The organism is Sulfuricaulis sp., assembly GCF_049587675.1.
Taxonomy (GTDB): domain Bacteria; phylum Pseudomonadota; class Gammaproteobacteria; order Acidiferrobacterales; family Sulfurifustaceae; genus Sulfuricaulis.
In genome coordinates, this window is sequence record NZ_JBAVEJ010000069.1 from 1 (window position 1) to 20,060 (window position 20,060).

16 protein-coding genes, 3 tRNA genes, 2 rRNA genes and 1 pseudogene are annotated in these 20,060 nt (G+C 55.7%); 4 read left to right on the plus strand and 18 right to left on the minus strand.

Annotated features, from left to right (window positions below):
* The 5 genes from WB402_RS03520 to tyrS form a co-directional block, all read right to left on the minus strand.
* Nucleotides 1–2,504 (minus strand): 23S ribosomal RNA (locus WB402_RS03520); the annotation flags it as partial.
* A 287-nt stretch (nucleotides 2,505–2,791) separates the two neighbouring features.
* Nucleotides 2,792–2,867 (minus strand) — tRNA-Ala (locus WB402_RS03525).
* Nucleotides 2,868–2,877: 10 nt separating this feature from the next.
* Nucleotides 2,878–2,954 (minus strand) — tRNA-Ile (locus tag WB402_RS03530).
* Between the two features lie 63 nt (nucleotides 2,955–3,017).
* Nucleotides 3,018–4,548: ribosomal RNA gene (locus WB402_RS03535) — 16S ribosomal RNA — on the minus strand.
* A gap of 355 nt (nucleotides 4,549–4,903) precedes the next feature.
* Nucleotides 4,904–6,106, minus strand: coding sequence for a tyrosine--tRNA ligase (gene tyrS, locus WB402_RS03540; RefSeq protein WP_424205534.1), 1,203 nt, complete (start codon nucleotides 6,104–6,106; stop codon nucleotides 4,904–4,906).
* Between the two features lie 189 nt (nucleotides 6,107–6,295).
* Between tyrS and WB402_RS03545 the strand changes: the two genes are divergently transcribed.
* Both WB402_RS03545 and WB402_RS03550 read left to right on the plus strand, forming a co-directional pair.
* Complete coding sequence (locus WB402_RS03545; protein ID WP_424205535.1) at nucleotides 6,296–7,654, plus strand: OapA family protein; 1,359 nt, start codon at nucleotides 6,296–6,298, stop codon at nucleotides 7,652–7,654.
* 47 nt (nucleotides 7,655–7,701) lie between these two features.
* Nucleotides 7,702–8,811 (plus strand): anhydro-N-acetylmuramic acid kinase, encoded by a 1,110-nt coding sequence (locus tag WB402_RS03550; RefSeq protein ID WP_424205536.1) that lies wholly within the window; start codon nucleotides 7,702–7,704, stop codon nucleotides 8,809–8,811.
* A gap of 87 nt (nucleotides 8,812–8,898) precedes the next feature.
* On the opposite strand, the gene erpA is transcribed toward WB402_RS03550, so the two are convergent.
* The 9 genes from erpA to WB402_RS03595 all read right to left on the minus strand — a co-directional run bounded on the left by erpA (nucleotide 8,899) and on the right by WB402_RS03595 (nucleotide 15,674).
* Nucleotides 8,899–9,252, minus strand: a complete 354-nt coding sequence (gene erpA, locus WB402_RS03555; RefSeq protein ID WP_424205537.1) for an iron-sulfur cluster insertion protein ErpA — start codon at nucleotides 9,250–9,252, stop codon at nucleotides 8,899–8,901.
* Nucleotides 9,253–9,325: 73 nt separating this feature from the next.
* Nucleotides 9,326–9,766, minus strand: a complete 441-nt coding sequence (locus WB402_RS03560) for a bactofilin family protein (protein ID WP_424205538.1) — start codon at nucleotides 9,764–9,766, stop codon at nucleotides 9,326–9,328.
* A 96-nt stretch (nucleotides 9,767–9,862) separates the two neighbouring features.
* Complete coding sequence (locus WB402_RS03565) at nucleotides 9,863–10,579, minus strand: DUF6776 family protein (RefSeq protein ID WP_424205539.1); 717 nt, start codon at nucleotides 10,577–10,579, stop codon at nucleotides 9,863–9,865.
* Between the two features lie 67 nt (nucleotides 10,580–10,646).
* Nucleotides 10,647–11,678, minus strand: a complete 1,032-nt coding sequence (argC, locus tag WB402_RS03570; RefSeq protein ID WP_424205540.1) for an N-acetyl-gamma-glutamyl-phosphate reductase — start codon at nucleotides 11,676–11,678, stop codon at nucleotides 10,647–10,649.
* A gap of 135 nt (nucleotides 11,679–11,813) precedes the next feature.
* Entirely contained in the window at nucleotides 11,814–12,869 is a 1,056-nt protein-coding gene (locus tag WB402_RS03575) for a porin (protein ID WP_424205541.1), read from the minus strand.
* A gap of 725 nt (nucleotides 12,870–13,594) precedes the next feature.
* Nucleotides 13,595–13,668 (minus strand) — tRNA-Gln (locus tag WB402_RS03580).
* A gap of 196 nt (nucleotides 13,669–13,864) precedes the next feature.
* Complete coding sequence (gene rpsI / locus WB402_RS03585; RefSeq protein WP_424205542.1) at nucleotides 13,865–14,260, minus strand: 30S ribosomal protein S9; 396 nt, start codon at nucleotides 14,258–14,260, stop codon at nucleotides 13,865–13,867.
* Between the two features lie 42 nt (nucleotides 14,261–14,302).
* Entirely contained in the window at nucleotides 14,303–14,731 is a 429-nt protein-coding gene (gene rplM / locus WB402_RS03590) for a 50S ribosomal protein L13 (RefSeq protein WP_424205543.1), read from the minus strand.
* A gap of 628 nt (nucleotides 14,732–15,359) precedes the next feature.
* Complete coding sequence (locus tag WB402_RS03595) at nucleotides 15,360–15,674, minus strand: (2Fe-2S) ferredoxin domain-containing protein (protein WP_424205544.1); 315 nt, start codon at nucleotides 15,672–15,674, stop codon at nucleotides 15,360–15,362.
* A 25-nt stretch (nucleotides 15,675–15,699) separates the two neighbouring features.
* Between WB402_RS03595 and WB402_RS03600 the strand changes: the two genes are divergently transcribed.
* Nucleotides 15,700–17,049, plus strand: a complete 1,350-nt coding sequence (locus WB402_RS03600; RefSeq protein WP_424205545.1) for a (Fe-S)-binding protein — start codon at nucleotides 15,700–15,702, stop codon at nucleotides 17,047–17,049.
* 108 nt (nucleotides 17,050–17,157) lie between these two features.
* Nucleotides 17,158–17,802, plus strand: coding sequence for a 2-polyprenyl-3-methyl-6-methoxy-1,4-benzoquinone monooxygenase (gene coq7, locus WB402_RS03605; protein ID WP_424205546.1), 645 nt, complete (start codon nucleotides 17,158–17,160; stop codon nucleotides 17,800–17,802).
* A gap of 139 nt (nucleotides 17,803–17,941) precedes the next feature.
* Here the strand turns inward: coq7 and WB402_RS03610 are convergent, their stop codons facing one another.
* From WB402_RS03610 to trpD, 4 genes and pseudogenes are all read right to left on the minus strand, one after another.
* Nucleotides 17,942–18,340, minus strand: a complete 399-nt coding sequence (locus WB402_RS03610; RefSeq protein ID WP_424205547.1) for a VOC family protein — start codon at nucleotides 18,338–18,340, stop codon at nucleotides 17,942–17,944.
* Between the two features lie 24 nt (nucleotides 18,341–18,364).
* On the minus strand, nucleotides 18,365–18,784 hold the full coding sequence (locus WB402_RS03615; RefSeq protein ID WP_424205548.1) for an OsmC family protein: 420 nt from the start codon (nucleotides 18,782–18,784) through the stop codon (nucleotides 18,365–18,367).
* The gene (trpC, locus tag WB402_RS03620) at nucleotides 18,781–19,608 is read right to left on the minus strand and encodes an indole-3-glycerol phosphate synthase TrpC (RefSeq protein WP_424205549.1); all 828 of its coding nucleotides are present in this window, start codon (nucleotides 19,606–19,608) and stop codon (nucleotides 18,781–18,783) included. The genes WB402_RS03615 and trpC overlap by 4 nt, the downstream gene beginning before the upstream one ends.
* Nucleotides 19,605–20,060, minus strand: a pseudogene (gene trpD / locus WB402_RS03625) (anthranilate phosphoribosyltransferase); the annotation flags it as partial. The gene trpC and the pseudogene trpD, both read right to left, overlap by 4 nt.

Below are 20,060 nucleotides of genomic sequence, written 5' to 3' on the forward strand. Positions count from 1 at the left end.
TGAGCCGACATCGAGGTGCCAAACACCGCCGTCGATATGAACTCTTGGGCGGTATCAGCCTGTTATCCCCGGAGTACCTTTTATCCGTTGAGCGATGGCCCTTCCATACAGAACCACCGGATCACTATGACCGTCTTTCGACCCTGCTCGACTTGTCTGTCTCGCAGTCAAGCACCCTTCTGCCATTACACTCGACGCACGATTTCCGACCGTGCTGAGGGTACCTTCGCGCTCCTCCGTTACTCTTTGGGAGGAGACCGCCCCAGTCAAACTACCCGCCACACACTGTCCCCGGCCCGGATCACGGGTCAAGGTTAGAACCTCAAAGCTATCAGGCTGGTATTTCAAGGTTGACTCCACGAAGGCTGGCGCCTCCGCTTCAAAGTCTCCCAGCTATCCTACACAGACAGCTTCAAAGTTCAGTGTGAAGGTATAGTAAAGGTTCACGGGGTCTTTCCGTCTTGCGGCGGGAACGCTGCATCTTCACAGCGATTTCAACTTCGCTGAGTCTCGGGTCGAGACAGTGTAGCCATCATTACGCCATTCGTGCAGGTCGGAACTTACCCGACAAGGAATTTCGCTACCTTAGGACCGTTATAGTTACGGCCGCCGTTCACCGGGGCTTCGATCAAGAGCTTTGCCTTGCGGCTGACCCCATCAATTAACCTTCCGGCACCGGGCAGGCGTCACACCCTATACGTCCACTTTCGTGTTTGCAGAGTGCTGTGTTTTTGATAAACAGTTGCAGCTACCGATTCTCTGCGACCTCTCTCGGCTCCGGGCGCAGGCCCTTCACCTAACAGAGGCGCACCTTCTTCCGAAGTTACGGTGCCAATTTGCCGAGTTCCTTAACCCGAGTTCTCTCAAGCGCCTAAGAATTTTCATCTCGCCCACCAGTGTCGGTTTGGGGTACGGTCGCCATGACCTGAAGCATAGAGGATTTTCTTGGAAGCATGGTATCGATCACTTCGGTCTCAAAGAGACCTCGTCATCACGCCTCAGTTAAGCCGCACGGATTTACCTATGCAGCACACCTACACGCTTAAACCGGGACAACCAACACCCGGCTGACCTAACCTTCTCCGTCTCCCCATAGCAGTCATGGACGGTACAGGAATATTAACCTGTTTCCCATCGACTACGTCTTTCGACCTCGCCTTAGGGACCGACTCACCCTGCGCCGATTAACGTTGCGCAGGAAACCTTGGGCTTTCGGCGTGCGGGTTTTTCACCCGCATTAACGCTACTCATGTCAGCATTCGCACTTCCGATACCTCCAGCAACCCTTACGAGTCACCTTCGCAGGCGTACGGAACGCTCCTCTACCACGTGCAAGATCCGAAGACCTCGCACATCCGCAGCTTCGGTATACAGCTTGAGCCCCGTTAAATCTTCCGCGCGGGCCGACTCGACCAGTGAGCTATTACGCTTTCTTTAAATGATGGCTGCTTCTAAGCCAACATCCTGGCTGTTTATGCCTTCCCACATCGTTCACCACTTAGCTGTAATTTTGGGACCTTAGCTGGCGGTCTGGGTTGTATCCCTCTTCACGACGAACGTTAGCGCCCGCCGTGTGTCTCCCGTGATCGCACTCCCCGGTATTCGGAGTTTGCAACGGTTTGGTATCCCTAGACGGAACCCTAGCCGTAACAGTGCTCTACCCCCGAGGGTGATTCACGAGGCGCTACCTAAATAGCTTTCGAGGAGAACCAGCTATCTCCAGCCTTGTTTAGCCTTTCACTCCGATCCACAGCTCATCCACGCACTTTTGCAACAGTGGTTGGTTCGGCCCTCCAGCGGGTGTTACCCCACTTTCAGCCTGGCCATGGATAGATCGACTGGTTTCGGGTCTATTCCCAGCGACTGGTCGCCCTTTTAAGACTCGGTTTCCCTACGGCTCCCCTAAACGGTTAGCCTCGCCACTGAAAATAACTCGCTGACCCATTATACAAAAGGTACGCCGTCACCCCTTGCGGGGCTCCGACTGCTTGTACGCATACGGTTTCAGGTTCTATTTCACTCCCCTCTCCGGGGTTCTTTTCGCCTTTCCCTCACGGTACTGGTTCACTATCGGTCGGCAACGAGTATTTAGCCTTGGAGGATGGTCCCCCCATGTTCAGACAGGATTACACGTGTCCCGTCCTACTCAATTTCATCACATGTGCCTTTTTGTGTACGGGGCTATCACCCGCTATGGCCGGACTTTCCAGACCGTTCCACTAAAACACACGCAACTTAAGGGCTACTCCGCGTTCGCTCGCCACTACTAGCGGAATCTCGGTTGATTTCTTTTCCTCCGGGTACTGAGATGTTTCAGTTCCCCGGGTTTGCTTCGTTACCCTATGTATTCAGATAACGATACCTCTTGCGAGGTGGGTTTCCCCATTCAGAAATCCTCGGATCAAAGCCTGTTTGCCGGCTCCCCGAGGCTTATCGCAGGCTACCACGTCTTTCATCGCCTGTTGCCGCCAAGGCATTCACCGTATGCGCTTATTCACTTGACCATATAACCCCAAAACGTCGGCCACTGATTGCGAAGCAATCAGTTAAACCTACATAATAAAGGATCACATGGGTTCTCTGTGCCAATGCAACATTCCCAGACTAGGTGTTTTAAGAAAACACCTAATCAATCAGAATCAGCCGCCATAAAATAAAAACATGGCAACTATTCTGGCGCCTTTACATACATCACTGCCCAAATTGTAAAAGAACGATCTGTCTTAACTTCATCTTCTGAAGACAGAAATCAGCAGACAGTTTTCAATCTGCTGATTTCTGGCTTCGGAGTTGGTGGAGCCAGCCGGGATCGAACCGGCGACCCCTAGCTTGCAAAGCTAGTGCTCTCCCAGCTGAGCTATGGCCCCTTGATAAGCATGGTGGGTCTGGGTGGATTTGAACCACCGACCCCACGCTTATCAAGCGTGTGCTCTAACCAACTGAGCTACAGACCCGAGGTCTTGTCGCTTCGTGATCAAGTAATGTGTGTGAGCGCTCAAGTGAGCTGGTAATTTCTGAAAGGAGGTGATCCAGCCGCAGGTTCCCCTACGGCTACCTTGTTACGACTTCACCCCAGTCATTGACCATACCGTGGTAGGCGCCCTCCTTGCGGTTAGGCTACCTGCTTCTGGTACAGCCAACTCCCATGGTGTGACGGGCGGTGTGTACAAGGCCCGGGAACGTATTCACCGCGGCGTGCTGATCCGCGATTACTAGCGATTCCGACTTCATGGAGTCGAGTTGCAGACTCCAATCCGGACTACGACCGGCTTTCTGAGATTAGCTCCCCCTCGCGGGTTGGCGACCCTCTGTACCGGCCATTGTAGCACGTGTGTAGCCCTGCCCATAAAGGCCATGAGGACTTGACGTCATCCCCACCTTCCTCCGGTTTGTCACCGGCAGTCTCTCTAGAGTGCCCAACTGAATGATGGCAACTAGAGACGAGGGTTGCGCTCGTTACGGGACTTAACCCAACATCTCACGACACGAGCTGACGACAGCCATGCAGCACCTGTCTTGGGGTTCCTTGCGGCACTCCCGCATCTCTGCAGGATTCCCCAGATGTCAAGGGCAGGTAAGGTTTTTCGCGTTGCATCGAATTGAACCACATGCTCCACCGCTTGTGCGGGCCCCCGTCAATTCCTTTGAGTTTTAATCTTGCGACCGTACTCCCCAGGCGGGGTACTTATTGCGTTAGCTGCGACACCAAGAAGACAAGCTTCCCGACGTCTAGTACCCATCGTTTAGGGCGTGGACTACCAGGGTATCTAATCCTGTTTGCTACCCACGCTTTCGTGCCTCAGTGTCAGTGTTAGTCCAGATAGCCGCCTTTGCCACTGATGTTCCTCCCGATATCTACGCATTTCACCGCTACACCGGGAATTCCACTATCCTCTACCACACTCGAGTCTGTCAGTATCAAGCGCAGTTCCCAGGTTGAGCCCGAGGATTTCACGCCTGACTTAACAAACCACCTACGCACCCTTTACGCCCAGTAATTCCGATTAACGCTTGCACCCTCTGTATTACCGCGGCTGCTGGCACAGAGTTAGCCGGTGCTTCTTCTTTGGGTACCATCAGGGACGGAGATGTTAGCTCCGCCTTGTTTGTCCCCACCGAAAGTGCTTTACAACCCGAAGGCCTTCTTCACACACGCGGCATTGCTGGATCAGGGTTGCCCCCATTGTCCAATATTCCCCACTGCTGCCTCCCGTAGGAGTCCGGACCGTGTCTCAGTTCCGGTGTGGCTGGTCGTTCTCTCAAACCAGCTACGGATCGTTGCCTTGGTGAGCCGTTACCTCACCAACTAGCTAATCCGACGCAGGCTCATCTGATAGCGCAAGGCCTTGCGGTCCCCTGCTTTCATCCGTGGATCGTATGCGGTATTAGCCCGGCTTTCGCCGGGTTGTCCCCCACTACCAGGTAGATTCCTACGCGTTACTCACCCGTCCGCCACTCTACTCAGGGTTGCCCCCTTTCGCGTGCGACTTGCATGTGTTAGGCATGCCGCCAGCGTTCAATCTGAGCCAGGATCAAACTCTCCAAATAAACTTCGTTGTTCCATTCAAGGAACTAAAACTTCATGTGACTGAACGCGTCGCCGTTTAAGGCGGGCATCAGTCACCTTTCATTGGTTGACCAGGCTCGACAAGAGCGCCCACACAAATTACTTGATCTCGAATTTTTAAAGAACAAAAGCCGATACGACGGTACCGGCCCAAGGGAGGCGCATTATACGCGTGCCGCTCCCCGCGTCAACGCTTGATTTCAGCTATTTTGCGCCGCGCGGGCGGAAGCGACCAGAACTGCAAAATGACCAGAAAACCGCTGTTTCTGGCAGCCCAAAAGACTGGTATTTGCCAGATTTTCCCACCGACTTGGAATAATCCAGGTTAAACGGTCATCAGCGCACACGTACTCGCATGAATTTCCGCTTGCCGACCTGAAAAACGTGAGCCTGTCCCGGGCGGATTTCAAGTGCCGGATCTTCCGCCTTCTCGCCGTCTATCCGTACCCCCCCCTGCTTGATCAGACGCATGGCCTCAGAAGTGCTGGCCGTGAGGCCCGCGTCCTTGAGGAGGCGGGAAAGTGTGAGCCCCTTGCCGTTGCCGGCTAGTTCTATTTCTGAAATATCCGCTGGAATCTCCCGCTGCTGGAAGCGTGCGATAAAGTTGAGCATCGCATCTTGGCCTGCCTTCGGTCCACCATGAAAACGGCTGACAATTTCCTTGGCCAGCTCAAACTTGATATCGCGTGGATTGGCTCCTTCTTCGACACTAAGCCTCATCAATGCAATCTTGTCGGCGTGTTCGAATGAGAGCAAATCGAAATAGCGCCACATCAACGCATCCGAAATCGACATGAGCTTGCCGAACATTTCGTCCGGCGATTCGTCGATACCAATATAGTTGCCCAGCGACTTCGACATCTTATTCACACCGTCGGTGCCTTCGAGCAAGGGCATCGTGATCACGACTTGGGGCGCCTGCCCGTTGAGTTTCTGTAACTCACGGCCGGCCAGCAAATTGAATTTCTGATCGGTTCCTCCCAGCTCCACGTCAGCGCGCATCGCGACCGAATCATAACCCTGGATCAAGGGATAAAGGAATTCGTGAATCGCGATCGGCTGACCGGACTTGTATCGCCTGGCGAAATCATCGCGCTCGAGCATGCGCGCCACCGTATGCGTGGCCGCGAGCTGGATCAGATCGGATGCGCGCATCTCGCTCATCCAGCTGGAATTGAACATCACCAGTGTTTTTTCCGGATCGAGGATCTTGTAAATCTGGGTTTCGTAGGTACGTGCATTCTCGATCACCTCGTCACGCGAGAGCGGCGGACGCGTGGTGTTCTTGCCGGTCGGATCGCCGATCATGCCGGTGAAATCACCGATCAGAAACAGGACTTCGTGGCCCAAGTCCTGGAACTGACGCAGCTTGTTGATCAGCACCGTGTGCCCGAGATGCAGGTCGGGCGCGGTCGGGTCGAAACCCGCCTTCACGCGCAACCGCCGCCCGGATTTGAGGCGCTCGGTGAGTTCGGATTCGAGCAGAATTTCTTCGGTGCCGCGCTGGATGATACGCAGCGCTTCGTTTGCCTCTGTCATGAAATAATCCGGAAAGTTCGGAATGGTTGTGCGGCGCCAAGGGTATCATAGCCGACCCGGCCAGGCATGTTGGTAGGCAAGGCGGGTTCACGCCCATGCACTGATCGGCTAGACTTGAGACCGCATCATTTAATAACGATCAGGATGAAAACCTTGCCCAAGGGACTTCTTCGGCGCCTCAGACAGCTGATGCACCAGACAACCCGCTACCGTCATTTTCATCGGCGCGGCGTGTGGCTGCTGGGAATGGCGATTTTTCTCACGTCGGTGACGATCGCCGCCATCATGCCGCGTGGGAGTGATGCCCCGCCGGCGGGCTCGCTGATTCCGGCCACGCCACCACAGACGGTGCGACTCGGTGATACTACTCTTCCGACAGCGGCGAACGGCTTGGCGCCACCATCCGTCATCGCCGAAACTCCGGTAATGAAGTCTTCCAACCGTGAATCCTGGACCGAGGTCACGGTCCGGAAACGGGATACCCTGTCAGACATCCTGAAACGACTGGGGTACGACGGCAATGAAATCAGTCACGTGATCCAGTCCAATCCGGAGGCGCGCGTGTTTCGCCAGTTTCGCCCGGGGCAAACACTGCGCTTGCGCACCGAGGCCGGCCGGCCCTGGCAGGAGCTTGTCTATGAAACCGATCCCGGCGAGGCGTTTCATCTCATCCGCCAGGAGGGTCGGTTTGAACTCACCAAGGAAATACGCGCCTTCGCGACGCGCGTCGCCCATGTCAGCGGCACCATCGAATCGTCGCTGTTCGAAGATGGACAGGAAGCCGGGCTTTCCGACACGCTGATCATGAAGCTCGCGGAGATCTTCGGATGGGATATCGACTTTGCTCTCGATCTGCGAACCGGCGACAGTTTTTCGGTGATTCACGAAGAAAAATACTGGCAGGGACAGAAAGTGGCCGACGGGACGATTCTGGCCGCCGAGTTCATCAACCAGGGACGCGTCTTCCGCGCCATCGCCTATCGTGACGTCAACGGCTATACCTCTTATTTCACACCCGAAGGCATGAGTATGCGCCGGCCGTTTCTGCGCACACCGGTGGAATTCAGCCGCATTACCTCGCGCTTCTCCACCGGCCGTTTTCATCCCATACTCAAAAAATGGCGTGCGCATCATGGAGTGGACTATGGCGCGCCCCTCGGCACGCCGGTGCGCGCCACGTCCAGTGGACGTATTCTGTCCTTGGGCTGGAACGGCGGTTACGGCAAACGCATTGTCGTCCGGCACAATGCTACCTACAGCACGGTGTACGCGCACCTGTCGCGGTTCAATACCAGCCTCCGCGTCGGCAGCTTCGTGGATCAGGGCCAAACCATCGGTTACGTGGGTACCACGGGCCTGGCCAGTGGTCCTCATCTGCATTACGAATTCCAAGTCAACGGTGAACATCGCAACCCGCTGACGTTCCGATTCCCGGGGTCCACGCCGATCGCCCGGGAACATCGTGACGACTTCGCGCGGATGGCAAAAACCTGGAGCGAACGGCTGGACCTTATCGGCCGCGGCACGCAGGTCGCCGCCAGCCGGTAAACCGCCAACCCCTTGTAACTTCCCGCGCTCTACCCGAAACTCAGGTCATGCACTATATCGGGCTGATGTCAGGAACCAGCGTGGACAGCATCGATGCCGCGCTGGTCTCCATCTCCGCCGACGGCAAACCTGTCCTGATCGCCTCCCATGCGCATCCGATTCCACCCGCGATGCGCGGCGAGATCCAGGCCTTGATGCGCGCCGGCGCAAACGAAATTGAACGTCTCGGCGAATTGGACATGGCCCTTGGAGATCTCTTTGCCGAAGCAGCCAATGCCGTAATCCAGCAGGCAGGTCTTGATAAAAATAACATCCGCGCCATCGGCAGCCATGGCCAGACGTTGCGGCACCGGCCCCGCGCGGCACATCCTTTCACGCTGCAGGTCGGCAACCCTTCCGTGATCGCCGAACGCACCGGCATTACCACCGTGGCAGATTTTCGCGCGCGCGACATCGCTGCCGGCGGTCAGGGCGCGCCGCTCGTGCCGGCATTTCACCGCCAACTTTTTCATTCGACACAGCATAACCGCGTTATCCTTAACATCGGCGGGATTGCCAATGTCACGTATCTTCCCACCGATGCCTCTCAGCCGGTGAGCGGCTTCGACACCGGCCCGGGCAATACGCTTCTTGACCAATGGATGGGGCATCACAATGCACGCGACTACGATGACGCGGGACAATGGGCGGCCTCCGGTAAATCCTCCAAGGCCCTGTTGGAGCAACTGCAGACAGACCCCTACTTCGCGGCACCGCCGCCCAAGAGCACGGGTCGTGAGCACTTCAACCTGGAATGGCTCGACAGCCGCCTGAAAAAAATATCTTCCGTGTCCTCAGCCGCCGACGTGCAAGCAACACTTTTGCAGCTGACGGCGCTGACCGTCGCCGAGGCAGTCCGACGGTTTCTGCCGAAGACCGGGGAGGTCTTTGTCTGCGGTGGCGGCGCGCACAACCGTGAGCTGATGGCGGCACTGGCGAGGAATTTTGCTGACATACCGGTGGCCACGACTGAAGCATTAGGGCTGCATCCGGACTGGGTAGAAGGGGTGGCCTTCGCCTGGCTGGCGCATCAGACGCTGGAGGGCCGGCCCGGAAACATCCCTGCCGTGACAGGTGCACGACGTGAAGTCATCCTCGGCGGAATCTATCCTGCCTGAATCCCGCTAGACGAACGTGTCCTGGCTTAGCCTCGGAATGACAAAGGGCCCATTAGGGCCCTTTGGGTTTCGATTACCGAAAATAGCTCAGGTGTTGAAGGACGATCCGCAACCGCAGGTGGTTTTGGCTTGCGGATTCTTGATCACAAACTGGGCGCCCTGAACACCCTCCTGAAAATCGATTTCAGCTCCCGTCAGATACTGGAAGCTCAACGGATCAATCAACAGGGTAACGCCGTTTTTTTCCACGCGCGTATCGTCTTCATTGGCGCTCTCTTCGAACGTGAAGCCGTACTGAAATCCCGAACACCCGCCGCCGGAAACAAACACACGCAGCATCAGAGCCGGATTCTTTTCCTCTTCGATCAGTTCCTTCACCTTTTTTGCCGCGTTGTCGGTGAACAACAGGGGTGACGGCATCTCAGGCATAGCAGCACTCATATTGGACCTCCACAAAACTCAGTGACTTTCAATGATGCAATTATCCTATTCCTGACCCACCAGGTCAACAATCCTAGTCTTCGGCCTCCGAACTACCCTCGCTAGCCGATTTCAGTCTGGTAACCGTACCTTTATTAAGCTCGACCGCCTCCCGTAGCAAGTTTCCATTGATCACGGCCCCGAGTGACATTTCAATCACCTTGTAATAAACGTCCCCGGTAATTTCCGCCTTGGGCTGAAGTTCGATGCGTTCGGCAGCGCGCACGTTTCCCTTGATCGTTCCATTCGTGATGATGTGCGGCACCGTCACATTGCCGGTCACCATGGCATTTTCACTCAGCACCAACGTACTGTTGCCGTCGCCCTTGGCTGTGATATTTCCGCGGACTTTCCCGTCAACACGCAACCCGCCCGTGAACACGATATCACCCTTGAGATCAGTCTTGGCGCCGATCAGCGTATCAATCGTATTGCACGGCTTTTCCGTCGGGGTTTTTCCCAGAGCAGACAACATAGGCATACCCTCCATGTAATATAAATTGTAGACGTGCCGGGGCTAAAAACATGGCGCGCCGAAACAGGGCCTTAGCATAACCCCGTCCACTGCACTTTACACCTCCGGCCAGTTATAGCTGGCTTCCGCCATCGAGGTACCGCCCGGGGATGTGATATACACCTTGACACGCTTGGGCTGAAAATTCCGGGGCAGTTCGAACTTTCCCTCGATATCCTGAAAATACTTGAAGTTAACCGATATGGCGCGTTCGTTCGCCGCCGGTATCTTCAATACGACGTCCTCACCCACCTGCACGCCGCTGATCTCAAAGCTGGCGCGTCCCTGAATCGAGCTCTCGTGTTTCAGGGCCTGGATGAGCACCAGTTTGTAGCGATACTGATTCGCGTTGCCGGCCGCTTCGATGTAAAGATTCTGGACACGCAGGCCGCTTTTCTTATCGGTCGGCGAGATGATGTTACGGTAGAAATTCAGCTCTTCCCGGAGCTTGACGATCTCCTGCGCCGAAGCTTTGAGCGACTTGTCCAGGTCCTGGTAGGCAGCCTGGTCCATCTGGATGGTCCGCTGCGCGCGCGCCAGTGACTCCTGCAATTCATGATTCTCGTCGCGCATCTTGCGCATATCATCCTGCAACGTCTGCTGGGTCTGCTCCGCCGACTGGCGCTCGAACCCGGCGCGATTCAGGCCGTAGTTGTAGATCAGGCCCGCCGAAACCAGCAGCACCACGGCGGCAATAACGGCGAGCAGCAGTTTAATGCGCGGAGAATACCGCGGCTTGATCACCAGCTCGCCTGGTTTATTCAGATCAATCATTCAGGGAAATCCTGCGGTTTACTTGAACATAGCCGGATCAATGGACGATCACAAGAGCGCCTTTACATCAGGGCAGTATGCCTGTCAGATCGAGGCCCATGCTTTCATCCAAACCGAACATAATGTTCATATTCTGAATCGCCTGCCCAGCAGCGCCCTTGACCAGGTTGTCGATGATTGACAGCACGACGACGGTATCCCCGCCCTGAGGTTGATGCGCGGCGATACGGCAGACGTTAGAAGCACGCACCGAGCGGGTTTCGGGATGGCTGCCCGCGGGCATGACATCCACAAACGGCTCGTTCGCATAACGCTTCTCGAATATGGTTTGGAGATCCGCCCCCGGTTTGGTGAGCCTCGCATAAAGCGTGGCGTGAATGCCGCGAATCATCGGCGTCAGATGCGGCACGAAGGTCAGCCCCACGGGCTTTGCCTTGACGCCATCGAGGCCCTGACGAATCTCGGGCCAGTGGCGGTGGCCGGCAACGCCATAGGCCTTCATCGAGTCCGATGCCTCCGAAAACAGCATAGACACTTCCGCCTTTCTGCCAGCGCCGCTCACACCGGATTTTGCATCGGCGATCAGATGCTGCGTATCCACAAGATCATTCTCGAGCAGCGGGAGAAAACCCAGTTGCACGGCGGTCGGGTAACAGCCAGGGTTGGCGATCAGGCGCGCTTTTTTTATTTTTTCCCGGTTAACTTCCGGCAGACCATATACAGCTTCGGAAAGCAGTTCGGGGCAGGCATGCGGCATGCCGTACCATTTTTCCCATACAGCCGGGTCTTTCAAACGGAAATCGGCAGCCAGATCGATAAATTTCACCCCGCCCTTGAGCAGCTCGCGTGCGTGGGTCATGGCCACACCATTGGGCGTGGCTGAGAAGACGACATCGCATGCGGCCAGGGCCTTCGGATCAGGTTCCGTGAAAACCAGATCGACATGCCCACGCAGATTGGAAAATAGTTCCGCAACCTTCTTCCCGGCCTCGCCCCGGGAAGTAATGACCCGCAGATCCGCCTCGGGATGCGCGGCCAGCAGTCGCAGCAATTCCACGCCGGTATACCCTGTGCCGCCGATGACGCCGATCTTGATCATTCAGATACGAGCTGCCGAGAGTTAAGGCCAAATTCTAACAGATACACCACGGTTCAAAACCAAAAAAAACGGGGCCCGTCGGGCCCCGTCAGATACTGCGGATTACTTTTGTTACGAAGTCATCAGCACTGTTTTTTAGAAGTTGACGACCATACCCAGCGAGACAGCGCTCGGCGAGTTCCCTGCGCCCACAGCTGGAACACCGCCCGTGCCGTGTCCGGCGTAGCTGCTCGAGACATTGGTGGTCGCGCCATCATCATTGTCCGCCTTGGCATAGTCCAGATAGACCTTGGTGGTCTTGCTGAAGTAATGATCAACGCCGATTGCCCAGACTGTGGCGCCATTGTCCACGGTTGCTTCGTCAGTCGCATCGGCCTGGGCGTACTGAAGCTTCAAGAGGTTGTTGGCAAATTTGAAGCCGCCTCCGATGGCCCAGGTCGCTCCGTCATTATTGTCGACGAAACCGACATTACTCACTTGGTCGTACATAGCGGCGAGGTAAAACTCAGGGGTGATGTTCCACATGCCAGCCAAGCGGATATCACTCTCGTCCTCAAGGGCGCTGCTGTGGGCCATATGTGTCTCATAACCCAAACCGGCATAAATCGGCCCTTGTGACCAGGTGACGTTGGCGCTTGTGGTAGTGGTGTCAGTATTCACTTCAGACACACCATGCAACACTCCAACCTGAATGCCGCTGAATGAAGGGCTGTCGTAACGCACCATGTTGCTGATGCGGTTATCGAATCTGCCGTAACCGACCGCGACGCGCATATCACCGATCTCTTCGTTGAACATATCGATCTTGCGGCTCATATCCTTAACCGGTGCATCGTGACGGCCAAACTTTACCGATCCCCACTGTGAACCAGCGAAACCCATAAAGGTATTGCGCAGGGTGCCGCCAAGACCGCCAGAACCATCGTCAGCATTGAAAGCGCCGGATTCAATCTGGTAGATAGCTTTGAGGCCACCACCAAGATCTTCATTGCCCTTGATGCCGAAGCGGCTGCTGTTGCTGTTCAGCATGCCATTCGTGGTGTCCTTTACAGCGCCAGAATCGCCGCCATTGTCATAGCTGTCCCACGACTCATGAAAATGACCGTACACCACGGTTTCCGCCTGCGCCGCCAGCATCGGGCCGGCAACCAGCGCAGCGCCCACCGCCGCAATAAGAAGCTTCTTGTTCATCGATTCCTCCTGGAATGAATGTGAGAGTTAAACTCCAGCGCAGTTCACCTACGCTTAAAGCATTTTATAGCACATCTTTTTGCGAATAAGCAACTTGTAATTGTAAAAATACTACATGCTAGTAAATTGTTGCTAATACACAACATCATACATATTTGTTGATGCTGTGGCAAAAACCCCGGGACAAGTTTCAGCGCTACGCTTTTCTGCTCCACTTGAAGCCCAGCGTGGCCATCTCTGGCCAAGCGTTACGCGGCTCGCTTCCTCGCCGCTCACCCACTGGATCTTTGTCTTCACTTCCGTCACCCCTGTCCCTCGCTCCTAACGGGGCCAGCGTGCATCCTTAGCTCCGTACTCGGCACATCGCTGCGCCACTCCTCGCTATACGCTCCGCTGTTCCGGATTGCTCCATGCAATCCTGGCCGGACTCAAGGATTCTCATCTTAGTCCTGAATTGAAAAACAAAACGGCCCATACAAGACGGGCCGTTTTGTTTGTTGGCTTGGGAACTAGGATTGACTCGCCACATCCCTGTGGCGCACCCCAAATCTGCTGTCCGGCCAAATTTGACTCGACTCATCTATGACCCTCGCCGCCTTTGGGGCCAGCGTCGCATTCGCTCCGCTGTTCCGCATTGCTCCAGCGCTGCTGGTCGAACCTGCGGGTCTCATCCTAGTCTCGAGTAAAAAACTAAACGGCCCACTAAAAGTGGGCCGTTTAGTTTTTGGCTGGGGGACTAGGATTCGAACCTAGATAAACAGAGTCAGAGTCTGTTGTCCTACCGTTAGACGATCCCCCAGTAAGGGGCGGAATTCTAAAGAGCTATAGACGGAGGGTCAATTTATCGAAAGGGAAGGGGATGACAATGATACATAAGTGAAATTAAATGATTTCTCCTGATCCAGGATGTTTCCATACAGAGACGAAGATTTACCTACCAAAAAAATATAAAGCCACCCGGAGGTGGCTTTATAGATATACCGGCTGAACTGCCTTTAGCGCTTGGAGTATTGCGGCCTCTTGCGCGCCTTGTGCAAACCGTACTTCTTGCGTTCGACGGCACGTGCGTCGCGCGTGACATAACCGGCCTTGCGCAGGGTAGGACGAAGCGTTTCGTCATAGGCCATAAGCGCGCGTGTAATGCCGTGACGGATAGCGCCGGCCTGGCCGCTCGGCCCACCGCCGTCTACATTCACCATGACATCGAATTTGTTCTCCATATCCACCGCCACAAACGGCTGACGCACGATCATGCGCGCCGTTTCGCGACCGAAATATTTATCGACCGATAAGCTGTTGACGACGATATCGCCTTTGCCGGGTTTGAGATAAACCCGCGCCTTAGACGTTTTGCGTCGTCCGGTTGCACGATAGATGTTTGCCTGTGCCATAAATGTAAGTTTCGCCTTACTTCGTTCGTCTGGTCATTAAGATTAGATATCCAGAACCTTGGGGCTCTGGGCTGAATGACGGTGTTCCGCGCCACGATAAACCTTGAGCTTGCGGAACATTTGGCGTCCCAGCGGATTCTTGGGAAGCATACCGCGAACCGCTTCTTCAATAACATCGCACGGAGCACGCTTCATCATGTCCCGGAAGCTCGTCGCTTTGAGACCGCTCTGATAGCCGGTGTAACGATGATAAATCTTGTCCCGGCTCTTCTTGCCCGTGACCTGCAGTTTGTCGGCATTGACGATGATGATGTAGTCGCCGGTATCGACGTGTGGGGTGAACTCGGCTTTGTGCTTGCCGCGTAAGCGGCGAGCGACTTCGGTCGCAACCCGTCCAAGAACCTTGCCGGCCGCATCGATCACGTACCAGTCGCGCTTGACGGTTTCCTGTTTAGCAGAAAAAGTTTTCATGGAGATGGTTCAATATTGGGTTGTCGGGCTTCCCGCCCCTAAATCGGCACATTCCTGTGCGCCGGAAAGCCGCGCATATTACAAAAGACGGTTCCAAGATACAAGGAAAAAACCGGGAAATTGCCGGGTCAACCCGAGATACAGGCACGATGAATACATTAAAAATAACGAATGAACATCGGGCAAAAAAAAGGCGTGGCTGGGGAGCCACGCCCGAACCACCACTAGGAGGATGGAGGAGCCTTTACCCGGCGCTTGTCGCGCCGTCAGAAAATCTTTCAACTTCCTACTCAGAGATTAGCAAACATCGGGCCAACCTCCAGAAATCTCTAAACAACAGTATATAATAATTATCTAATATTCCTACCTATTGTCAAGCTCGAATTAAGAAATCTCGTGGCACACGGGAATATTACATAACACTCTGATTCAAATAGAAAAAATTATTGAATCAAACAACTTCTGCCACAACCCTTGCTCCATTGGCACATCAGCTTCAACAACTAAGACCTGGCATCATCATGTTGGTTCAATCTCAAGAGAACAAGAAAATGCTCTATTTTGGTGCAGGTAATACATTTTCCGGCTCTGGAACGGCAATTTAGGTCAGTTTCAATGGTGCCATGAACTAGCTTTTCAGCTTCAGGCGCTCGACGACCTGTCCGTGCCCAATATGCTGATCGATTATCTCGTCGATATCTTCCTTGTCCACATAGGTATACCACGTCCCCTCCGGATAAATCACCAGCACCGGCCCTTCCTCGCAACGATCCAGACACCCGGCGGTATTGACCCGGACGCCCCCTTTTCCATCCAGGCCAAGTGATTTGATCCGCTCCTTGGCATAATCGCGTACTTCCTGTGAATGATGGTTGGCACAGCACGCGCGGCCATCCTCGCGCCGGTTTACGCAGAAAAAAACATGATAACGGTAATAAGACATCGGTCCGGGCAATGACAGTACTTGAGTGACAAATGATTGGATAACGAATTATAGGACACCGGCCCACTATCGGTATATTTTGCATGACAGCTCTCACGAACCATCGACAATCTTGAACTCAGCCTCCTACATAAAGCGTGAAGCCGCCAAATGTGTGGCTTGTGGCCTATGCCTGCCCCACTGTCCAACCTACGGACTTCTGCATGACGAATCGGAATCGCCGCGCGGCCGGCTGTCGCTCATGCTCGCCCTGGCAAAAGCTGAATTACCGCTCAGCGACAAGCTGGAATTGCATCTGGCACGCTGCCTCGATTGCCGCGCCTGCGAAAAGGTGTGCCCCTCTTATGTCTCCTACGGGCTGGCACTCGATTCGGCGCGCGCCCTGATCGAATCCGCGCGCGAACCTTCTGCCTCGCCGGCGGCACGATCTGTTTCGATACTTCAATGGCTGGTGGAAAAACGAGACAGAGTCCGCACGCTCGACAAAATTCTGTGGCTGTATCGCCTGTCCGGCCTGCAATGGCTCCTGCGGACCAGCCGCCTCCTCAAGTTATTCGGATTCGCCGAACTGGAGGCAAATCTTGTCTCGCAGCCAATCCCAATAACCGCGGCGGAAATTTACCCGCCAGAGAGCAAATCAAAAGGCAAAGTCACTATTTTTACCGGCTGCCTGACACAGATCACGGATCAACAAACCCTGACTTCGGCAATCCGTTTATTAAATCGTCTCGGATTTGAAGTGCATGTGCCGCCGGATCAGGGATGCTGCGGCGCGCTGCATCTGCACAGCGGACTCTCCGAAAAAGCCGCCGAGTTCATGGGCCAGAACATCAAGGCATTCACCGGTGACACGGGGCCCATCCTGTGTGCATCCAGCGGCTGCACGGCAACACTGAGCGAATACGCAAAGTATCGGGAAAGCGAAAAATCCGCTGACCGGTTTTGCTCTCGCGTCACGGATTTAAACCAGTTTCTCGCAGGATTGACATGGCCTTCGGATATCGCATTCCGCCCGCTGAATAAGCGAATCGCGGTGCACGACCCCTGCAGCTTGACCAATGTCCTGCGGCAGGAGGACAAGCCCTATGCGCTGCTTGCCCGCATTCCCGGCGTGGAGATAATTCCCCTGCCGGATAATTCACTGTGCTGCGGGGCGGCCGGAACCTACCATCTGACACAAACACGGATCGCACGGCAATTGCGCGCACCGAAAATAGATCACTTGAGACGGCTCGCGCCCGATATCCTGGTGACGTCCAATTCGGGCTGCGCCATGTATCTCGCCGCGGGCATCCGCCAAGCCGGGTTGGCCATCGAAGTAATGCATCCCGTGGTACTGCTTGAAAGACAGCTACAAAACGGCGCCGGCACCTGAGCGCCCTTGTAGGAAAGCGCCGCCAGCGGTATCGTAACTTGATTAAATCCAGACGAATGAATAGGGCGACTATTATTATGTCCAGACGAACGAAGTAGGGCGACATTTATGACCAACCGCTCCATAAGCTTGCTTGATCGCTTGATCGGACAGTTCGACCAGGCACTGCATGCCGTTTTCGGCCCGGCCCCGCATCCGGCGCGCGACAATCCGGCAGCGGGGAAAAACGATCCCGCGCTGACGGCGGCCGAGCGTGAACTGTCCGGCCGGCTGATGCGCATTAATCACGTCGGGGAAATCTGCGCCCAGGCCTTGTATCAGGGCCAGGCGCTGACCGCGCGGCTGCCGGAGGTTCGCGGGAAAATGGAACAGGCGGCGCAGGAGGAAAACGATCACCTCGCCTGGACCGAGCAGCGCATCCACGAACTTGGAAGCCATGTCAGCTATCTGAACCCGCTGTGGTACGCCGGCTCATTTGCGCTCGGCGCACTGGCGGGCGCCGTCGGCGACAAGTGGAGCCTGGGGTTCGTCGCGGAAACCGAGAAACAGGTGGTGAATCATCTCACCGGCCACCTGGCGCAACTGCCCGCCGCCGACGATAAAAGCCGGGCGATCCTCGAGCAGATGCGCGACGACGAAGGCCGTCACGCCACGGTAGCGATCGAATCCGGTGGCGCTGCTTTGCCGGAACCCGTCAAGCAATGGATGCAGTGCAATTCAAAAATCATGACCCGCACGGCCTACTGGATTTAGCTTTCGAGATAGTTATTAGAGTCTACCTCAAAATACCATGTTTCGATTTTCGTAGAGTGCGTCCCACGCACCAATGGCTTCATTTAAAGTGTGGATCGGTGCGCAGGGCGCACCCTACCGTTTTTGAGATAGGTTCTAGCTATTTTCCAGCCAGCGGCGGGTGGTAGATCATCTGCACGGTATTTCCGTCGGGGTCGCGGCAGTAAAAACTGCGTGCGCCGTCGCGATGGGTTCTGGGTTCCTTGACGATGGGCACGCCGTTCGATTTGAGAAACTGGTGCCACGCATCCACTTCGCCGATATCGTTTAACACAAAACCGATGTGATCGAGCCGTTGCGCCGACCCCGGCTCGGGGCCGGATGGTACACGGTGCAGGGCCAGGTTATCGGCCCCGCCGGTGAGATACACGTTGTCCGGATCCGGCCGCCATTCCACGCGCATCCCGAGCATCTCGGTGTAAAACCGCTCGCAGGGCTCGAGGTCGCGGACGTTCAGTGCGACATGATGCAGCCCGGGAACCGCCGATGGTCGCTTCATGAATTTCTTTCCGCACGCATGTGCTTATTTGATCTCAACGATTTCAAAATCGTGCGTGATCTTCGCCGTCTTGCCGAGCATGATGGAGGCCGAACAATACTTGGTAGCGGAAAGCTCGATGGCATGCTGGACCTTTTTCGGATCCATATCCTTTCCGCTGACGACAAAATGAATATGAATATGCGTGAACACCTTGGGATCTGTCTCGGCGCGTTTGGCCTCCACCTCGGCCACGCAGCCGGCGATCTCCTGGCGTGACTTGCGCAGGATATGCACCACGTCAAATGCCGTGCAGCCGCCCATGCCGATCAGCACCAGTTCCATGGGACGGGCGCCCTGGTTCTGGCCGCCGGATTCCGGCGCGCCATCCATGATCACGGTGTGGCCGCTGTCCGCGGTGCCGGCAAAACTGACACCGCCGCTCCACTTGATGGTTGCTTTCATGATTTCCTCTCCCGACGCGGTGTCGAAACATTGAATAATTCTTCCAATTTCACGCCGGGGTCATCGGCCTTCATGAAGGTCTCGCCCACCAGAAAGGCATTCACGCCTTGCGTCCGTAACAGAGCGACATCTTCGGGCGTGCCGATTCCGCTCTCGGTCACCACGATGCGATCCGGCGGAATTTTCTTGAGTAAACTGGTGGTCGTTTCCAGGTTCGTCCGGAAAGTGCGCAGATCGCGGTTGTTAATGCCAATCAACGGTGTATTCAGCGCCAGCGCGCGCTCAAGTTCCCGTTCATCATGCACCTCCACCAACACATCCATGCCCAGTTCCGCCGCGAGCACGGCGAGATCGCGCATCCGGGAATCCTCCAGAGCGGCAACAATCAGCAGGATGGCGTCGGCGCCGATGGCACGCGCCTCGTACACTTGATATGCATCCATGGTGAAATCCTTGCGCAGCACCGGCAACGCGCAGGCGGCGCGAGCCTGCTGGAGATGCTCGTCGGCACCCTGGAAAAAGTCCACGTCGGTCAGCACCGACAGGCAGGTGGCGCCGTGGCGTTCATAACTCCTGGCGATGTCGGCCGGCTGGAAATCTGCGCACAACAGGCCCTTGCTGGGGCTCGCCTTCTTGATCTCGGCGATGACCGCGGGACGACCGGCGGCAAGTTGGCTCCGGATCGCCAGTAAAAAGCCGCGTAGAGCGGGCGTGGATCCGGCACATTGGCGCAGTTCCTTGAGTGACAACTGGCTGGCGCGCGCGGCAATCTCCTCGCGCTTGCGCGCCAGGATCTTCCGGAGAATGTCAGGGGTATCGTTCACTTCGCTGAGAGTTTTTTGCTCAAGGCCACGAGATCATGCAGCTTCTTCGTGGCCGCGCCACTGGCGATGACTTCCAGCGCGGTTTTGACGCCGGTGCCGAGATCGGGTGCGAGTCCGGCAACATAAATCGCCGCCCCGGCATTGAGCGCGACGATATCGCGCGCGGGTCCGGGCCTGTTGTTCAACACCGATTCGATGATCGCAAGACTTTCGGCCGGGCTCGCGACGGCCAGTTTGGATACATCGCCACGTTGGATGCCGAACTGCTCTGGCTGGATCGTAAAGACGCGCACCCGGCCATCCTTCAGTTCTGCAACGTGCGTGGGCGCGCCGATGCTGATTTCGTCCATGCCGTCCTCGGCATGGACCACGAGTACATGTTCGCTCCCGAGCCGCTGCAACACTTCCGCCAGCGGTTCCACCCATTGATCCGAAAACACACCGAGCACCTG